Annotated in this window: 16 protein-coding genes; 7 read left to right on the forward strand and 9 right to left on the reverse strand. The window is 64.8% G+C overall.

The window, feature by feature from the left end; genetic code table 11:
* Positions 1–88: 88 nt before the first annotated feature.
* Both AC07WS_RS25455 and AC07WS_RS25460 read right to left on the reverse strand, forming a co-directional pair.
* The gene (locus AC07WS_RS25455; RefSeq protein WP_494731752.1) at positions 89–1,387 is read right to left on the reverse strand and encodes an ATP-binding protein; all 1,299 of its coding nucleotides are present in this window, start codon (positions 1,385–1,387) and stop codon (positions 89–91) included.
* The gene (locus AC07WS_RS25460; protein WP_494731753.1) at positions 1,384–2,061 is read right to left on the reverse strand and encodes a response regulator; all 678 of its coding nucleotides are present in this window, start codon (positions 2,059–2,061) and stop codon (positions 1,384–1,386) included. Before AC07WS_RS25460 ends, AC07WS_RS25455 begins: the two co-directional genes overlap by 4 nt.
* A 194-nt stretch (positions 2,062–2,255) precedes the next feature.
* On the opposite strand from AC07WS_RS25460, the gene AC07WS_RS25465 reads away from it, so the two are divergent.
* From AC07WS_RS25465 to AC07WS_RS25475, 3 genes are read left to right on the forward strand one after another with little or no spacing between them, the layout of a single operon-like run.
* Entirely contained in the window at positions 2,256–2,834 is a 579-nt protein-coding gene (locus AC07WS_RS25465; RefSeq protein WP_494731754.1) for a porin family protein, read from the forward strand.
* Positions 2,835–2,841: 7 nt separating this feature from the next.
* On the forward strand, positions 2,842–3,606 hold the full coding sequence (locus tag AC07WS_RS25470; RefSeq protein WP_494731755.1) for a MipA/OmpV family protein: 765 nt from the start codon (positions 2,842–2,844) through the stop codon (positions 3,604–3,606).
* Positions 3,607–3,611: 5 nt separating this feature from the next.
* Positions 3,612–4,292 (forward strand): hypothetical protein, encoded by a 681-nt coding sequence (locus AC07WS_RS25475; protein ID WP_494731756.1) that lies wholly within the window; start codon positions 3,612–3,614, stop codon positions 4,290–4,292.
* Here the strand turns inward: AC07WS_RS25475 and AC07WS_RS25480 are convergent.
* From AC07WS_RS25480 to gatC, 7 genes are all read right to left on the reverse strand, one after another.
* Positions 4,281–4,865 carry a nucleotidyltransferase family protein gene (locus AC07WS_RS25480; protein WP_494731757.1) on the reverse strand — a complete coding sequence of 195 codons (585 nt, stop codon included), beginning with the start codon at positions 4,863–4,865 and terminating at the stop codon, positions 4,281–4,283. The genes AC07WS_RS25475 and AC07WS_RS25480 overlap by 12 nt on opposite strands.
* A 44-nt stretch (positions 4,866–4,909) precedes the next feature.
* Positions 4,910–5,209, reverse strand: a complete 300-nt coding sequence (locus tag AC07WS_RS25485) for a sensor histidine kinase (RefSeq protein WP_494731758.1) — start codon at positions 5,207–5,209, stop codon at positions 4,910–4,912.
* A 364-nt stretch (positions 5,210–5,573) separates the two neighbouring features.
* A complete protein-coding gene (locus AC07WS_RS25490) occupies positions 5,574–6,374 on the reverse strand; it encodes a lysozyme inhibitor LprI family protein (RefSeq protein ID WP_494731759.1) in 801 nt (266 codons plus the stop codon).
* The gene (locus tag AC07WS_RS25495; RefSeq protein ID WP_494731760.1) at positions 6,371–6,856 is read right to left on the reverse strand and encodes a GNAT family N-acetyltransferase; all 486 of its coding nucleotides are present in this window, start codon (positions 6,854–6,856) and stop codon (positions 6,371–6,373) included. The genes AC07WS_RS25490 and AC07WS_RS25495 overlap by 4 nt, the downstream gene beginning before the upstream one ends.
* A 157-nt stretch (positions 6,857–7,013) precedes the next feature.
* Positions 7,014–8,474, reverse strand: a complete 1,461-nt coding sequence (gene gatB, locus AC07WS_RS25500) for an Asp-tRNA(Asn)/Glu-tRNA(Gln) amidotransferase subunit GatB (protein WP_117012826.1) — start codon at positions 8,472–8,474, stop codon at positions 7,014–7,016.
* Between the two features lie 24 nt (positions 8,475–8,498).
* On the reverse strand, positions 8,499–9,971 hold the full coding sequence (gene gatA / locus AC07WS_RS25505; RefSeq protein WP_117012827.1) for an Asp-tRNA(Asn)/Glu-tRNA(Gln) amidotransferase subunit GatA: 1,473 nt from the start codon (positions 9,969–9,971) through the stop codon (positions 8,499–8,501).
* Between the two features lie 55 nt (positions 9,972–10,026).
* Complete coding sequence (gene gatC, locus AC07WS_RS25510) at positions 10,027–10,329, reverse strand: Asp-tRNA(Asn)/Glu-tRNA(Gln) amidotransferase subunit GatC (RefSeq protein ID WP_117013317.1); 303 nt, start codon at positions 10,327–10,329, stop codon at positions 10,027–10,029.
* A gap of 274 nt (positions 10,330–10,603) precedes the next feature.
* Here gatC and AC07WS_RS25515 point away from each other — a divergent pair, with 274 nt between their 5' ends.
* The 4 genes from AC07WS_RS25515 (at position 10,604) to mrdA (ending at position 15,384) form a co-directional block, all read left to right on the forward strand.
* On the forward strand, positions 10,604–11,647 hold the full coding sequence (locus AC07WS_RS25515) for a rod shape-determining protein (protein WP_008445008.1): 1,044 nt from the start codon (positions 10,604–10,606) through the stop codon (positions 11,645–11,647).
* A gap of 92 nt (positions 11,648–11,739) precedes the next feature.
* Positions 11,740–12,864, forward strand: a complete 1,125-nt coding sequence (mreC, locus tag AC07WS_RS25520) for a rod shape-determining protein MreC (protein ID WP_494731761.1) — start codon at positions 11,740–11,742, stop codon at positions 12,862–12,864.
* Positions 12,861–13,373, forward strand: coding sequence for a rod shape-determining protein MreD (gene mreD / locus AC07WS_RS25525; RefSeq protein ID WP_008445012.1), 513 nt, complete (start codon positions 12,861–12,863; stop codon positions 13,371–13,373). The genes mreC and mreD overlap by 4 nt, the downstream gene beginning before the upstream one ends.
* A gap of 28 nt (positions 13,374–13,401) precedes the next feature.
* Positions 13,402–15,384 (forward strand): penicillin-binding protein 2, encoded by a 1,983-nt coding sequence (gene mrdA, locus AC07WS_RS25530; RefSeq protein ID WP_494731762.1) that lies wholly within the window; start codon positions 13,402–13,404, stop codon positions 15,382–15,384.
* The last annotated feature ends 4 nt before the right edge of the window (positions 15,385–15,388 follow it).

Consider the following 15,388-nt stretch of genomic DNA (forward strand, 5'->3'; position numbering starts at 1 on the left):
GTGTTTGTAGATTAGTTTGTCTAGACAAAAATGTATACTTTAAATTTCAAGGCCGCCGCAGCGTGTTGCATTGCGTAGACAGAGCTGTCTATAAAGTGATGATGAAGCGCGCACCGCCCAGTGGGGAATCGTCGATGGCGATGGCGCCGCCGTGCAGTTGGACGGCTTTGGCGGTGATGGCCAGACCCAGGCCGTAGCCGCTGGCGGCGTAATCGTGTTCGCGTTGCAGCCGGTAGAACGGTTCGAACACGCGCTCGCGCGCCTCGGGCGGGATGCCGGGGCCGTCGTCCTCCACAGTGATGCGCACCGCACCGCCGTCGCGCGCGGCGGACAGCACGATTTGCTCGGCCGCGTACTTGGCCGCGTTCCCCAGCAGGTTGTTGACCGCGCGCGCCAGCAGGCGGGCGTCGCCTTGCAGTTCTCCCAGGTCGATGGGGATGCCGGCGCTGAACTGCTGGCGCAAGGGGGCGGGCGGCGCGCACTCCAGCAGCAGAGGCGCCAGCGCGAACGACTGGCGCGGCATGGACTGCGCCTGGTCGAGCTGCGTCAGGCTAAGCAGCTCGTTGACCAGCGTTTTCAATTCCTCGACATCGGTCTCCATCGCCGCGATGCGCTTTTGCAGCGCTGGATCGTCGGCCGCGTGGCGATCGCGCAGCAGCTCCAGGCCGAACTCCAGCCGCGCGATCGGCGTGCGCAGTTCATGCGACACCGAATGCAGCAGGTTCTTGCGCGCCTCCATCAGCGAGCCGATACGCCCGGCCATGTCGTTGATGCGGCCGGCCAGCGGCGCGATGCTGGACGCCGGCCGCACCTCGGCCCGCGCCGCCAGGTCGCCCCGGCCGAAATCGTCGGCCACCTTCGACAGCTCCAGCAAACCGCGCCAGTGCCGGCGCGACCACCAGCCTATCGGCACCAGCAGGAACAGCGCGATCACGCCGAAGCGGATGGCCTCCATGCCCAGCGCCTGGCCGATGTCGATGGGAAGGCGCTGGGCGTGGATCACGTCGTCGTCGCTGCCGATGTAGCGCGCGCCGGCCGTGTCGACGCGGCGGTAGAAGGCCTTGCCGCCGACGTCGATCACCACCGCGCCTTGCAGGAGCTGGTCGCGTTTGGAGGAGGGCAGCGTCGCCAGCGCAGTTTTCAGCGGCTGCAGTTCCAGCGTGGCCTCGGATACCTCGCGCACCTTGTTCAGGCGCGGCAGCCATTCGTCGGCGGGCGCCTTGTCGATGTACTGCTCCAGCAGGAATATCTGGCCGGCCGCCTGGCGGCGTGCGATCTCCTCCAGCGGATCGCCGAACAGGCGGCCGAAGGTGAAATAGATCGCGCAGGTGGCCAGCGTGACGGCCAGCACGATCAGCAACGCGAAGCGCCAGAAGAGCCGGTTCATTCCCAGGCCGAGGGGCTGAGCAGATAGCCTTCGCCCCAGACAGTCTTGATGCGCTCCGCGCCGCCGTCGCCGAACTTGCGGCGCAGGCGGGAGATGCAGTTGTCGATGCTGCGATCGAGGCCGTCGAATTCGATGCCGCGCATCTTGACCAGGATGTCGTTGCGCGACATGACCTTGCCGGAGGCGCCGGCCAGGATGACGAACAGTTTGAACTCGGCGCTGTTCATCGCCACTTCATTTCCGCGCCAGTGGACCGCGCGGTTCTCGCGCGAGATGCGCAGTTGGCCGATGACGATGTCGCTGCTGGCGGCGCCGTTGCCGCGCCGCTGCAATGCGCGCAGGCGGGCCAGCAGCACACGCGGTTGCACCGGCTTGTTGACGTAGTCGTCGGCGCCCTGTTCGAGGCCGGAGACTTCGTCGAAGCTGTCCTCGCGCGCGGTCAGGATCAGGATAGGCACGGCGCTGAGCTGGCGCAACTGACGGCACACCACCAGGCCGTCGACGCCGGGCAGCGTCAGGTCGAGTATCACCAGGTCCGGCCGGGTATCGCGGAAATGCTCAAGCGCGCGATCTCCGCGTGTCACTACGTCGACCGCGTAATCGTATTCGTCCAGGTATTCCTTGACCAGCGCGGCAAGCCGCGCATCGTCCTCCACCAGCATTACACGCTGCATCGCACCTCCATTTCGTGGGTATTGTAGTGGAGCGCGGCGCCGAAGTGGCATTTTCGACAATCAGGTACACATTCGTACACTTTCTATACAAATGGCGCCTACAAATTGAGGACAATTGAACGACAGATCGAGGCGGATTCCGCGGCCGTGGGTGCCTAACATTGGAGGCTCCTACTTCAACCTGGAATCCGAATATGAATAAAATTATTTGTACTGTTTTTGTCGCTCTTGCTGCAAGCTCGATGGCCCATGCCGAAGGGCTGTATGTCGGCGCCAATGTCAGCCCCCAGACCAACGGCAATATCAGATTCAGCGAGAAGGGCGTGACGACCGAGCGCAGTGCGGCCAGGAAGGCGACGCCATTCGGTCTATTTGCGGGATATGATCTGTCGCCGGTGTGGGCGCTGGAAGCCGGCTACCGCGCCGACGGCGGCTCGACTGCCTTCGATCTGAGTCCCGGCTACCAGCTCAAGGCACGCGTCAGCACCGCCTATCTGGCGGCGCGTGGCACGTGGAAGCTGAGCGAGGACTGGTCCTTGTTCGGCAAGGCGGGAATCGGGCAGGGCCGCCTGAAGCTGGATGTCAGCGGCAAGGATGCTCCGGCCGGCGAATCGGTGAACAAGACCGGCTTGTACTTGAGCGTGGGCGCGTCCTACCTGATCACCAAGGACGTGGCGCTGCAGCTGGAACTGGAGCACACCAATAAACTTGAACACGACGGCTTCACCGCCAAAACGGATCGTTGCGCCCTGGGCGTGCGTTTCGATTTTTAAGGAATACATGAATAAGCTATCCCCGCTACTTTTGCTGCTGGCCGCGTGCGCTCCGGCGCTGGCCGAAAACACCACCGAGTTGATGATGCCCGATGGGAGCAAGGATATGTACGCGGGGCTGGCCTTCACCACCAGGACGGCGGCGGCGGAGGGCGAGACGCGCCCGGTGATCCTGCGGCCGCTGTTCCAGGTCCAGTGGAGCAACGGTATTTTTGTGTCGGCCAACGGCGTGGCCGGCATGCACTTGTCCGAAACGGCTGGCGTGGAATATGGGCCGCTGATCTTCGGCAGCGATACACGCAACCCTGGCGACAGCAGGCGCCTGCGCGGCACGCATCCGGTCAGGGGCTCGCTGGATGCGGGCGGATTCTTCAACTACTACCTTGGCGAAGAGGCGCGCGTGACGTCGAACCTGATGTACGACACCAGCGCGCGTGGCTTCCGTGGCCAGGTCGGCCTGCAGAAAACGCTGCCTTCGCCGGCGCCGCATCATACGGTGACGCTGTCGGCCGGCGTATCGCTGGCCAGCGATCCCGTGATGCGCGAGTTGTATGAAGTGCGCACCGCCACCGGCGGCGTGCGCGACTACCGTCCCTCCGCCGGCGTGATGTCGGTGAGCGCTGGCGTCAACTGGAACTGGGCTTTGAGCAGCAAGTGGCTCATCAACAGCTCGGTGACGGTGTCGCGGCTGGGCAGCGGGCCGGCCGAAGCGCCCTTTGTCGAACGCCGTAATTTCATCACGTGGTCCAGCGGACTGGCTTACCGGTTTTAAGCGGCATGTTCAAACTCCTCCTACTCTGTCTTGCCCTGCTGCCGGCGTTCGCCTGCGCGCAGGAGGACACCGACTGGATCGAGTATCGCGACGCCTACCGCCAGATGATCTGGTTTGAGAAGTACGGCAAGCCCAAACAGTTTTTGCAGAATCACTTCCGGATACGTCCGCGCGACAAGAGCGTGTCGATGGACGGCCTGCGGCTGACGCTCAACAGCAAGACGACGCATGTGGCGCTGCCGCTCGATGCGCTGGGGCGCGCCGTGTTCCCGTTCTCCAAGGCGGCGTATGACGACAACGCTGAGCTGACCGTGAACCGCAAGGCGGGGCAGCTCAAGTCCGGCGCCTGGGTCTCCATCGTGACGCGGCCGGATGGCGTCTACGCGGCCGCCGACCTGCGCACCGCCTGCGACCAGCTGCTGGCCTATCTGCGCTACTCGGGCGAGGCCGCAGGGAAGAGCTGCGCCGGCGTGCAGTTCTCGTATCCGAAGAGCGACACGTCGCAGGTGCAGTTCCATCCGGCCGGCGGCGCAGTCACTGCGCTGGCCGCGAAAGAGGGGCCAGCCTTCACGGGCGACGTGGCCGCCGGCTTCAGGGTGTTCGTCTATCGCTTCGCCGCGTTGCCCGAAGCGGGGCAGATCGTCACCGGCAGCACGCCGCTGGCGATCGCCGCGCTACTGGAGTGACTCGATAGCCAGCAGCGGCCAGCGTTGCGCAAAGCGCTTGGAGGCGATGCGGCGCCGGTAGGTGTCGGCGTCGGCGCGCGCGGGATTGTGGCGCACGCGCAGCCCGAACAGATCTTCCAGCCCATGCGGCGCCACTACGAGGATGGTGTCGTCCGCGTTCAGCGAAACGCCGACGCAGGTCGCATACTCCGGCCACGTCGCCACGCCTTCTTCCAGCGACAACAGCGGCGCGACCTCACGTCCGAATTCGCGCTTGAACCATGTGTGGACGTGGGCCTGGTTGGTCACCTCCCATTCCAGCCCCGGCATGGCCAGGCGCAGCTGCGCTTCCAGTTCGGCGTCGCGCTGCGGCGGCGCCTCCGGGGCGAAGTAGACCAGGTCGACGTCGGCCAGCGGCGTGGGGCTTTCGTGGCCGTGCAGCGCATCCCACACCAGCGTGCGCACCGCGCCAGCGCCGATGCACCAGCTGCCCAGGCCCAGGCTGCGGGCGGCCGACAGCGCGACCATCAGCTCCGCGGAGGTGCGAACCATGTCGATCAGGCGCTGCGTCGGCGGGGAGGGAGGAGTGCTCATGTCCACATCATACTAGCCAGCCGCCCGGCATGGGTGGCGGCTGCTCAGTGAGCCGTCTTGCCGGGAACCGTCACTGTAATTTGCGTGCCGGCACCTGGTTTGCTGTCGATTTTCAGGTTGGCGCCGATGCCGTGGGCGCGCTCGCGCATGCCCGTCAGGCCCCGGTGGCCGGGCCGGTGGCCGGTTGCGGCGACCGATTCGTCCAAGCCGCAGTCGTTGTCGCGGATGCGGGTGACGAAGGCACCGGCGCCGTATTCCAGCTCAAGTTCGATCCGGCCGGCGCCCGCGTAGCGCGAGGCGTTGAACAGCGCCTCGCGGCCGATGGCGTAGATATCTTCGTGCACATGGGGGCGTAATTGCCTCGGTGTGCCGTTGATCTTCATATCGAAGGCGTGCGAGCGATGTTCGGCCAGTCCCTTGCCGAAGTGCTCCAGCGTTAGCTCCAGCGCGTTCCTGCGTGCCTTCCTTCAGGTGGCGGCTGTGCATATCGAATGACATGAGCGGCGCCTGTGTGCTTTGCAGTAGAGTGTCGTGCAGGGCGCACGCGACGCGGGTGAGCTCCGCCAGGCGCTCCTGCATCCGCTGCGTCAGGAAACAAGGGCCTGGTGCTGGCGCCGGCGGAAACGGCGCCCGCCGCGCCGCAACTGGTCGGGGAGAACGGCAGAGCTCGTGTCCGAATGTCAGACTTGACCCCGATGTTGGCAATGCTTAATGCGTTGGTTTCCAGTTCATCAGACGCTCGTTCTGGGACTGGTATTGCTTGCCCAGGCACGTGTTGATGTCGGTGGCTGCGCCGCAGGTGGCATCGCGTTCTTTCAGCCATTTGCGCTGGAAGTCGCGCAGCTCGTTGCGGGCGGCGATGGTGTCGTTCCCCTGGCGGATTTCCTTGAGCAGCTTGGCCAGCGCCAGGTCCTGCTTGGCCAGTTCGCCGTCGGCGCAGATGGCTTTCTCCACCCGCGTGGCGGCGGCTTTGCAGTCGTAGGATGGTCCTCCGGCCACCGGCTCGAAATGCGGCGCAGCCTTGAATTGCGCGGCGTCGATGCTGGTGCTGGCGCCGCTGCGGTCGATGAATTCGACACTGGTCACGGTGATGTTGTTGGCGCTCGTCCAGTCGATCAGCGCGCGCCGGGCCGCAGTCGGAATCTGTGCCGCGGACAGGCTGTTGGAACCCAGCCGCAGCGCGCCGTCGTAGATGTCCGCGCCCAATCCCTGGCCGGTCTGGGTGTCGATCCAGAAGAAGCCCTTTTCCGGGCAGGCGTGTGCCACGCATGCCGATGCGCTGACGTAGCGCTTATCCACCACGAACACCGGGTCCGGCGGTCCACCCAATCCGTCCATGACGTCCCTGGACAACTTGGACGGCACGCGCGTCTGGATCAGCGGCTTGGCGCGCTTGTCCCAGATGAAGGCATTGGTGGACTGGCCTTCGTAACTCAGCGGCCAATCGATGGTGTCGGCGTGGGCCAGCGCGGACACCATCAACGCCAGCAGGGTAATCTGTCTTCTCATTGGGCTTCGGTGAAAAGGCGTTTCATCTTGCGGCCGCCGGTGACTTCGAAGCCATGGCGTTCGTAGAAGGCCAGGCTGCGGTCGAATTCCGGCAACGGCGGCGTGCACACTTCCAGGCGGTTCCAGCGCCGCTTGCGCGCCAGTTCGGCGGCGGCGTTCAGCAGCTGGCCGCCGACGCCGTTGGCGCGGAAGGGCGGGGAGACGAAGAATTCCTGCATGGTCGCCAGGGCGCCTTCCGCGTACAGCGCGCGGCCTTCGGAGATGCCGACGAAACCTATCGCTTCGCCTTCCGCGATGGCGATCAGTGCGAGGTATTTTTCCTCGCGCAGCAGTGCGTGGCACAAACTGGCCGTCTTTTGCAGCTCCAGGTTGAACGTCTTCACGCCCAGACGCTGGGATATTTCTTCGGTCAGCGCCACGGCCATCGCGGCGATGGCTGCTGCGTCTTCAGGAACCGCCAGGCGTATTCTCGTATCGGTCATTGAATTTGTTTTCAGTCGTAAGGTTGAACAGGATAGCAGTTTGCGATCCGTGAATACTCGCGCATTCTCACGGACGGGCAAGGGACGAAAAAAAACCGTCTGCACCGAACGCGGTCTTGAGCGCGTTCGGGCAGACGGCTTTTCAGGGATATGGCTGTCAGCCGGCCAGTTTGGCCTTCAGCAGCTCGGTCAGCTGCGCCGGGTTGGCTTTGCCGCGCGAGGCTTTCATCGCCTGGCCGATCAGCGAGTTGATCGCCGCTTCCTTGCCGGCGCGGTACTGCTCCACCGATTTCTCGTTGGCCGCGATGACGTCGTTGACGATCGCTTCCAGCGCGCCGGTGTCGGAGATCTGCTTCAGGCCCTTGGTGTCGATCAGCACGTCGACCAGGTTGTCGTCGGACGACTTGGCCGCCCACATGTCGCCGAACAGTTCTTTCGCGGTCTTGTTGTTGATGGTGCCGTCGGCGATGCGCTTCAACATCAGCGCCAGCTGCGCCGGCGAGACCGGCGCGTCGGCGATGTCCACGCCTTCGCGGTTCAAGGTCGACGACACGTCGCCCATCAGCCAGTTGGCGGCGGCCTTGGCGTTTTCCTTGCCGGCTTTTTCCACCACGGCGACGAAGTAGGTCGCCATCGCTTTCGAGGCGGTCAGCACCAGCGAGTCATATTCCGGCAGGGCGTATTCGCTGACGAAGCGTTCGCGCATAGCGCCCGGCAGCTCCGGCATCGAGGCTTTCACCTTGGCGATCCACTCGTCGGAGATGACCAGCGGCGGCAGGTCCGGGTCCGGGAAGTAGCGGTAGTCCTGCGCGTCTTCTTTGCTGCGCATTTCGCGCGTCTCTTTGCGATCCGGGTCGTACAGGCGCGTCGCTTGCACCACCTTGCCGCCGTCTTCGATCAATTCGATCTGGCGGCGCACTTCGACGTGCACCGCTTCCTCGATGAAGCGGAACGAGTTCAGGTTCTTGATTTCGCAGCGGGTGCCGAATTCCTTCTGGCCCTTCGGACGCACGGAGACGTTGACGTCGCAGCGGAACGAGCCTTCCTGCATATTGCCGTCGCAGACGCCCAGCCACATCACCAGCGAGTGCAGCGCCTTGGCGTAGGCCACGGCTTCCGCCGCGCTGCGGATCTCAGGCTCGGAGACGATTTCCAGCAGCGGCGTGCCGGCGCGGTTCAAGTCGATGCCGCTCATGCCTGCGTAGTCTTCGTGCAGCGATTTGCCGGCGTCTTCTTCCAGGTGGGCGCGCGTCAGGTTGACGGTCTTGGTGACGAATTCGCCGTCCTTCTCGTAGCCGAAGGTCAGCGCGCCGCCGATGACCACCGGGTCTTCGAATTGGCTGATCTGGTAGCCCTTCGGCAGGTCGGGATAGAAGTAGTTCTTGCGGGCGAAGATGGACGCCGGCGCGATCTTCGCGCCCACGGCCAGGCCGAAGCGGATCGCGCGGTCCACCGCCTGCTTGTTCATCACCGGCAGCACGCCTGGCAGCGCCAGGTCCACGGGGCTGGCCTGCGTGTTGGGTTCAGCGCCGAACTTGATCGGCGATCCGCTGAAAATTTTAGATTCGGTCGTGAGCTGCACGTGGTTCTCAAGACCGATGACGACTTCCCATTCCATATTGTTCTCGCTGTATTTGGTGTGTTAGATGCCGGCAGGTGCGCGGGTGTGCCAGTCGGTCGCCAGCTGGTACTGGTGGGCGACGTTCAGCAGCTTCGCTTCGCCGAAATGCTTGCCGATGATCTGCAGGCCCACGGGACGGTTCTTGGCGCCGAAGCCGACCGGGATCGACATGCCGGGCAGGCCGGCCAGGCTGGTGGACAGCGTGTAGATGTCGGCCAGGTAGGCGGCCACCGGGTCGTCGGACTTGTCGCCCAGGTCCCAGGCCACGGTCGGCGCGACCGGTCCCATGATGACGTCGCAGACGGCGTTCGGGCCGTTGAGCACCGCTTCGAAATCCTGCGCGATCAGGCGGCGGATCTTCTGCGCCTTGAGGTAGTAGGCGTCGTAGTAGCCGTGGCACAGCACATAGGTGCCGACCATGATGCGGCGCTTGACCTCCGCGCCGAAGCCTTCGGCGCGGGTCTTGCGGTACATGTCCGACAGGTCCTTGTACTCGGCGGCGCGGTGGCCGTAGCGCACGCCGTCGAAGCGCGACAGGTTGGACGAGGCTTCGGCCGGCGCGATCATGTAGTAGGCCGGGATCGACAGCGCGGTGTTCGGCAGCGAGATGTCGACCAGGGTCGCGCCCATTTCGACGTACTTGGCCAGCGCGGCGCGCACGGCGTCCTCCACGTCCTTGGCCAGGCCTTCGCCGAAGTACTCCTTCGGCACGCCGATGCGCAGGCCCGCCAGCGGCTGGCCCAGTTCGCGGGTGTAGTCCTCGTCGATGCCGCCCATTTCAGGCGTGAGCGAGGTCGAGTCGCGTTCGTCGAAGCCGGCCATGGCGTTGAGCAGCAGCGCGCAGTCCTCGGCGGTTTGCGCCATCGGGCCGCCCTGGTCCAGCGACGAGGCGAAGGCGATCATGCCGAAGCGCGACACGCGGCCGTAGGTCGGCTTGATGCCGGTGATGCCGCAGAAGGCGGCCGGCTGGCGGATCGAGCCGCCGGTGTCGGTGCCGGTGACGGCAGGCGCCAGGCGCGCGGCCACGGCGGCGGCGGAACCGCCCGACGAGCCGCCTGGCACGGCGTTCTTGTCCCACGGGTTCTTCACCGCGCCGAAGGCCGAGTTCTCGTTGGCCGAGCCCATGGCGAATTCGTCGCAGTTCAATTTGCCCAGCGTGACCATGCCGGCCGCGCGGAACTTCTCCACCACGGTGGCGTCGAACGGGCTGACGTAGTTGGCCAGCATTTTCGAGCCGGCGGTCGAGCGCCAGTCGCGGGTGACGAAGATGTCCTTGTGAGCGATCGGCACGCCGGTCAGCGGCGTGGCGGTGCCGGCGGCGATGCGGGCGTCCGCCTCGGCGGCCTGCGCCAGGGTCAGCGCGCGGTCCACGTGCAGGAAGGCGTTCAGGTCGCTCTTTTCGATGCGGTCGAGGAAGTGCGTGGCCAGTTCGGTGGCGGTGATGGCTTTGCTTTGCAGCAGAGCGGACAGCTCTTTAATGGTTTTGGTGTGCATGGCGTTTCAATTCAGATTCGGTGATCGGGAAGGCGTCGGGAGGTCGGCGGCGTTCTTATTCGATCACTTTCGGCACCAGGTACAGGCCGTCCTGGGTCTTGGGCGCGACGGCCTGGTAGTCCTCGCGGCGATTGGCCTCGGTGGCCACGTCTTCGCGCAGGCGCAGGGCGATGTTGTTCATGTGCGCCGCCAGCGGATGGCTCAGCGGAGCGACGCCTTCGGTATCGACCGCCTGCATCTGCTCGGCCAGCGCGAAAATGCCATTCAATTGATCCAGCGCCGTGGCGGTCTGCTGCTCGCTCATCTCAAGTTGTGCCAGTTTGGCAATGCGGGTTACGTCGGATAGGGTCAGGGACATGGCGAATGGCGCGGACGGGCCGCGCGAGGTTTAATTGTAATATTGATAAAAAACTGGAAATTCTGCCTTTTCGCTGGCAAAAGCAAAGGATTACCGCTTAATTCGCGGACTCAACCGATACACTTTTGGCGGGATTTTCGGCAAATCGCATTCAAATTATAAGGTAGAATGGCGGGTTGATGCGTTGCCGGCGCCGAATCATTGCAGCCGCCGCCTCACCACAGGATTTCTTTCTAACGGCTTACGCGCACACCAGTAGCGCCACAGGACACACATGTTTGGTTTTTTACGCAGGTATATTTCCACCGATCTGGCCATCGACTTGGGCACGGCCAACACTCTGATCTACGTTCGCGGCCAGGGCATCGTCCTGGATGAACCTTCGGTAGTCGCGATCCGCCAGGAAGGCGGCCCCAACGGCAAGAAGACGATCCAGGCGGTCGGTAAAGAAGCAAAACAGATGCTGGGCAAGGTCCCGGGCAACATCGAGGCGATCCGCCCGATGAAAGACGGCGTGATCGCCGACTTCACCGTCACCGAGCAGATGCTCAAGCAGTTCATCCGCATGGTGCACGACTCCAAATTCTTCCGTCCCTCGCCGCGCATCATCATCTGCGTGCCGTGCGGCTCGACCCAGGTCGAGCGCCGCGCGATCCGCGAATCGGCGCTGGGCGCCGGCGCCTCGCAGGTCTACCTGATCGAAGAGCCGATGGCGGCGGCAATCGGCGCCGGCCTGCCGGTGTCGGACGCCACCGGTTCGATGGTGGTCGACATCGGCGGCGGCACCACCGAGGTGGGCATCATCTCGCTGGGCGGCATGGTGTACAAGGGTTCGGTGCGCGTGGGCGGCGACAAGTTCGACGAAGCCATCGTCAACTACATCCGCCGTAACTACGGCATGCTGATCGGCGAACAGACCGCGGAAGCGATCAAGAAGGCCATCGGTTCGGCCTTCCCTGGTTCGGAAGTGAAGGAGATGGAAGTCAAGGGCCGCAACCTGTCCGAAGGCATCCCGCGCTCGTTCACGATTTCGTCCAACGAGATCCTGGAAGCGCTGACCGACCCGCTGAACAACATCGTCTCGGCCGTGAAGAACGCGCTGGAACAGACGCCGCCGGAACTGGGCGCCGACATCGCGGAAAAAGGCATGATGCTGACCGGCGGCGGCGCGCTGCTGCGCGACCTGGATCGCCTGCTGATGGAGGAAACCGGCCTGCCGGTGCTGGTGGCGGAAGACCCGCTGACCTGCGTGGTGCGCGGCTCCGGCATGGCGCTGGAGCGGATGGACCAACTGGGCTCGATCTTCTCCTACGAATGATCTGACAAGACGGGGCCGCGAAACAGCGGCCCCGATGCATTGGGATGAGTTGACAGTCTCGTTGGCGCGCGAGCGCCGGATTATTGGAAGTCATGGAATATAGTCCTCCGCCACTTTTCAAGCAAGGCGCCTCCGCCCGCGTCAAGATGACGGTGTTCGCGTGCATTTCGATTGCACTGCTGCTGGTCGATTCACGCATGCACACGCTGGCCACGGTGCGCAAGGTAGCGGGCACCGTGCTGTATCCGCTGCAAATGGCGGCCCTGCTGCCGCGCGACGCCATCTACGGTGTCGGCGATTATTTCTCCACCTTGTCGTCGCTGGAAAAGCAGGTGCGCGAGCTCAAACGCCAGCAGATCGCCGGCGCGCTGGTGCTGCAACAGGCCCAGCTCCAGACTGCCGAGAACAACCAGCTGCGCCGCCTGATGGACGCGCGCGAGCATCTGCCGGTCAAATCCATGCTGGCCGAGATACTGTACGACGCGCGCGACGTCAACAGCCGCAAGGTGATCCTCGACCGAGGCACCCAGCAGGGCGTGGCCCTCGGCCTGCCGGTGATCGACAACCAGGGCGTGGTCGGCCAGGTCACGCGCGTGTTCCCCTTTACCTCCGAAGTGACGCTGCTGACCGACAAGGAGCAGGCCATTCCCGTGCAGCTGCTGCGCAACGGCTTGCGCAGCGTGGCCTACGGCCGCGGCAAGTCCGGCGCGCTGGAGCTGCGCTTCACGGCGCCGAACGCGGACATCCAGGTGGGCGACATCGTCGTCACCTCGGGCCTGGACGGCGTCTACCCGGCCGGCCTGGCGGTGGCGCGCGTGAGCCAGGTGGAAAACAGCGCGGCCGGATCGTTCGGCGGCGTGGTGTGCCAGCCGCTGGGCGGCATCTCCAACAACACGCAGCTGCTGATCCTGATGTCGACGCCGGAGATGCCTCCGCGTCCGCCGGATGAAGAGGCGCGCACGCCCAAGAAGCACAACAACAAGATGGCGCCGATCAAGGAGGCGCCGAAAGAGGGCGTCGATCCGGCGCCCGCCGGCGCCGCGCCCGCGCCTGCACCGGCCGGCCCGCCCGGCCTGATGCCGGTGATGCCGCCGCCCGCGCCCAAGCCTGCGCCGGCCGCCGCCGCCACGCCGGGCGCCGCGCCCAATGCAGCACCGGCCGCCGCAGCCGCCCAGCCTGCGCCGGCAGCCACCACACCGAAGGAACCGGCACGATGAACCGTCCCCACTATATTCTGCTGCCGGTCAGCCCACTGTTCATCGCCTTCAGCCTGTTCTGCGCGTTTCTACTGAACCTGCTCCCCTGGGGGAACTTCATCGGCGTGCCGGACTTCGTGGCGCTGGTGCTGGTGTTCTGGGGCGTGCACCAGCCGCGCAAGGTCGGCATCGGCACCGCCTTCTTCCTTGGCCTGCTGATGGACGTGCATGACTCCACGCTGCTGGGCGAGAACGCGCTGGCCTACACGCTGCTGTCCTACTTCGCGATCATGCTGCACCGCCGGGTGCTGTGGTTCCCGCTGCTGACGCAGGCCATGCACGTGTTCCCGCTGCTGCTGATGGCGCAATCGGTGCAGCTGATCGTGCGCTTCTTCGTGTCCGGCAAATTCCCCGGCTGGTTCTACTTTGTCGAAAGCGTGATCGCCGTGGCCCTGTGGCCGCTGGCGACCTGGCTGCTGCTGGCGCCCCAGCGCCGCGCGGTCGACCGCGACCACACCCGCCCGATCTGATGCCCCGGTCGGGCAGTGACTGAGCACCATGACTGAACTCAAGGACAACCAACGCGAGCTGCACCAGTTCCGCCTGCGCCTGACGGTGCTGGGCGCGATGGTGTTCTTCTGCTTCGCCGCGCTGCTGGCGCGCTTCATCTGGCTGCAGATATACAAGCATAGCGACTACGTCGCCCAGGCCGAAGAGAACCGCATCGCCATCGTCCCGATCGAGCCGAATCGCGGCCTGATTTTGGACCGCAACGGCGTGGTCCTGGCGCGCAACTACTCGGCCTTCACGCTGGAGATCACGCCGTCCAAACTGAGCGCCACGCTGGACGAGACGATCGACGAGCTGTCCAAATTGATCACGGTGGAGACCAAGGACCGCAAGCGCTTCAAGAAGCTGCTGGAGGAATCCAAGGGTTTCGAGAGCGTGCCGCTGCGCACCCGCCTGACCGATGAGGAAGTGGCGCGCTTCTCGGCGCAGCGCTTCCGCTTCCCCGGCGTGGAGGTGCAGGCCCGCCTGTTCCGCCAGTACCCGCTGGGCGAGATCGCCTCGCACGTGATCGGCTACATCGGCCGCATCAACACCACCGAGGCCAAGGCCATCGCCGACACCGAGGACGCCGCCAACTACAACGGCACCGACCATATCGGCAAGGAAGGCCTGGAGAAAAGCTACGAGAAGCAGCTGCACGGCATCACCGGCTACGAGGAGGTGGAGAAGTCGGCCGGCGGCCGCGCCATCCGCACCTTGTCGCGCACGGCCGCCACGCCGGGCAGCAACCTGATACTGTCGATCGACATCGAGCTGCAGAAGGTGATCGAGGAAGCCTTCGGCGAATGGCGCGGCGCGCTGGTCGCCATCGAGCCTGAGACGGGCGACATCCTGGCCTACGTCTCGCGCCCCGGCTACGACCCCAACCTGTTCGTTGACGGCATCGACTCGCAAAGCTGGAACGACCTCAATACCTCGCTGGACAAGCCGATGGTGAACCGGCCGCTGTCGGGCACCTATCCGCCGGGTTCCACCTTCAAGCCCTTCATGGCGCTGGCCGCGCTGGAGCTGGGCAAGCGCACGCCGGGCCAGACCATCTTCGATCCGGGTTCGTTCACGCTGGGCGGCCACAAGTTCCGCGACGATAAACCGGGCGGCCACGGCACGGTGGACATGTACAAATCCATCGTGGAATCCTGCGACACCTACTACTACATGCTCGGTAACGACATGGGCATCGACGCCATCACCGACTTCATGAAACCGTTCGGCTTCGGCCAGATCACCGGCATCGACCTGGAACACGAGAAGCAGGGCGTGCTGCCGTCCAGGGAATGGAAGCGCAACCGTTTCAAGAAGAATCCGGCGGCGCAGAAGTGGGTGGGCGGCGACACCATCTCCATCGCCATCGGCAACGGCTTTAACAGCTACACGCCCTTGCAGATGGCGCACGCGGTATCGAACCTGGCCAATAACGGCATCGTGATGAAGCCGCACCTGGTCAAGATCATCGAGGACAGCGTCACCCGCGCGCGCAAGCTGACGGTGCCCAAGGAAAGCTACCGCATCGCGCTCAAGCAGGAGCACATCGACATCGTCAAGAACGCCATGGTGGGCGTGACCACCGGCGGCACGGCGGCGCGCGCCTTCGCCGGCGCCGGCTACACCTCGGGCGGCAAGACCGGCACCGCGCAGCTGGTGGCGATCAAGAAGAACGAGAAGTACAACGCCAACCTGATCGCCGAACGCCTGCGCGACAACGCGCTCTACACCGCCTTCGCCCCGGCCGACAAGCCGCGCATCGCCATCGCCGTGGTGGTGGAGAACGGCGGCTTCGGCGCCGGCGTGGCCGCGCCCATCGTGCGCAAGGCGCTGGACTACTACCTGCTGGGCAAACGCCCGAACGAAAAGGAAACCACCCGCGTGCCGAAGGAGGATGCCGAGCTGCGCTCCGTGCAGGACGTCCAGGCCGAACAGGGCGTCAGCGACGACAAAAAGCCGGGCGCCGAAACTCCCGGCAACAAGGAATAAAGGA

It is taken from the genome of Duganella sp. GW821-FHT01E12, assembly GCF_059422325.1.

Coding starts and splice junctions, on each gene's coding strand:
- mreD (WP_008445012.1), top strand. CDS start 12,861: ATGAACCGTCCCCACTATATTCTGCTGCCGGTCAGCCCACTGTTCATC.
- mreC (WP_494731761.1), top strand. CDS start 11,740: ATGGAATATAGTCCTCCGCCACTTTTCAAGCAAGGCGCCTCCGCCCGC.
- AC07WS_RS25515 (WP_008445008.1), top strand. CDS start 10,604: ATGTTTGGTTTTTTACGCAGGTATATTTCCACCGATCTGGCCATCGAC.
- AC07WS_RS25480 (WP_494731757.1), bottom strand. CDS start 4,865: ATGAGCACTCCTCCCTCCCCGCCGACGCAGCGCCTGATCGACATGGTT.
- AC07WS_RS25455 (WP_494731752.1), bottom strand. CDS start 1,387: ATGAACCGGCTCTTCTGGCGCTTCGCGTTGCTGATCGTGCTGGCCGTC.
- mrdA (WP_494731762.1), top strand. CDS start 13,402: ATGACTGAACTCAAGGACAACCAACGCGAGCTGCACCAGTTCCGCCTG.
- AC07WS_RS25490 (WP_494731759.1), bottom strand. CDS start 6,374: ATGAGAAGACAGATTACCCTGCTGGCGTTGATGGTGTCCGCGCTGGCC.
- AC07WS_RS25470 (WP_494731755.1), top strand. CDS start 2,842: ATGAATAAGCTATCCCCGCTACTTTTGCTGCTGGCCGCGTGCGCTCCG.
- AC07WS_RS25475 (WP_494731756.1), top strand. CDS start 3,612: ATGTTCAAACTCCTCCTACTCTGTCTTGCCCTGCTGCCGGCGTTCGCC.
- AC07WS_RS25495 (WP_494731760.1), bottom strand. CDS start 6,856: ATGACCGATACGAGAATACGCCTGGCGGTTCCTGAAGACGCAGCAGCC.
- gatC (WP_117013317.1), bottom strand. CDS start 10,329: ATGTCCCTGACCCTATCCGACGTAACCCGCATTGCCAAACTGGCACAA.
- gatA (WP_117012827.1), bottom strand. CDS start 9,971: ATGCACACCAAAACCATTAAAGAGCTGTCCGCTCTGCTGCAAAGCAAA.
- AC07WS_RS25465 (WP_494731754.1), top strand. CDS start 2,256: ATGAATAAAATTATTTGTACTGTTTTTGTCGCTCTTGCTGCAAGCTCG.
- AC07WS_RS25460 (WP_494731753.1), bottom strand. CDS start 2,061: ATGCAGCGTGTAATGCTGGTGGAGGACGATGCGCGGCTTGCCGCGCTG.
- gatB (WP_117012826.1), bottom strand. CDS start 8,474: ATGGAATGGGAAGTCGTCATCGGTCTTGAGAACCACGTGCAGCTCACG.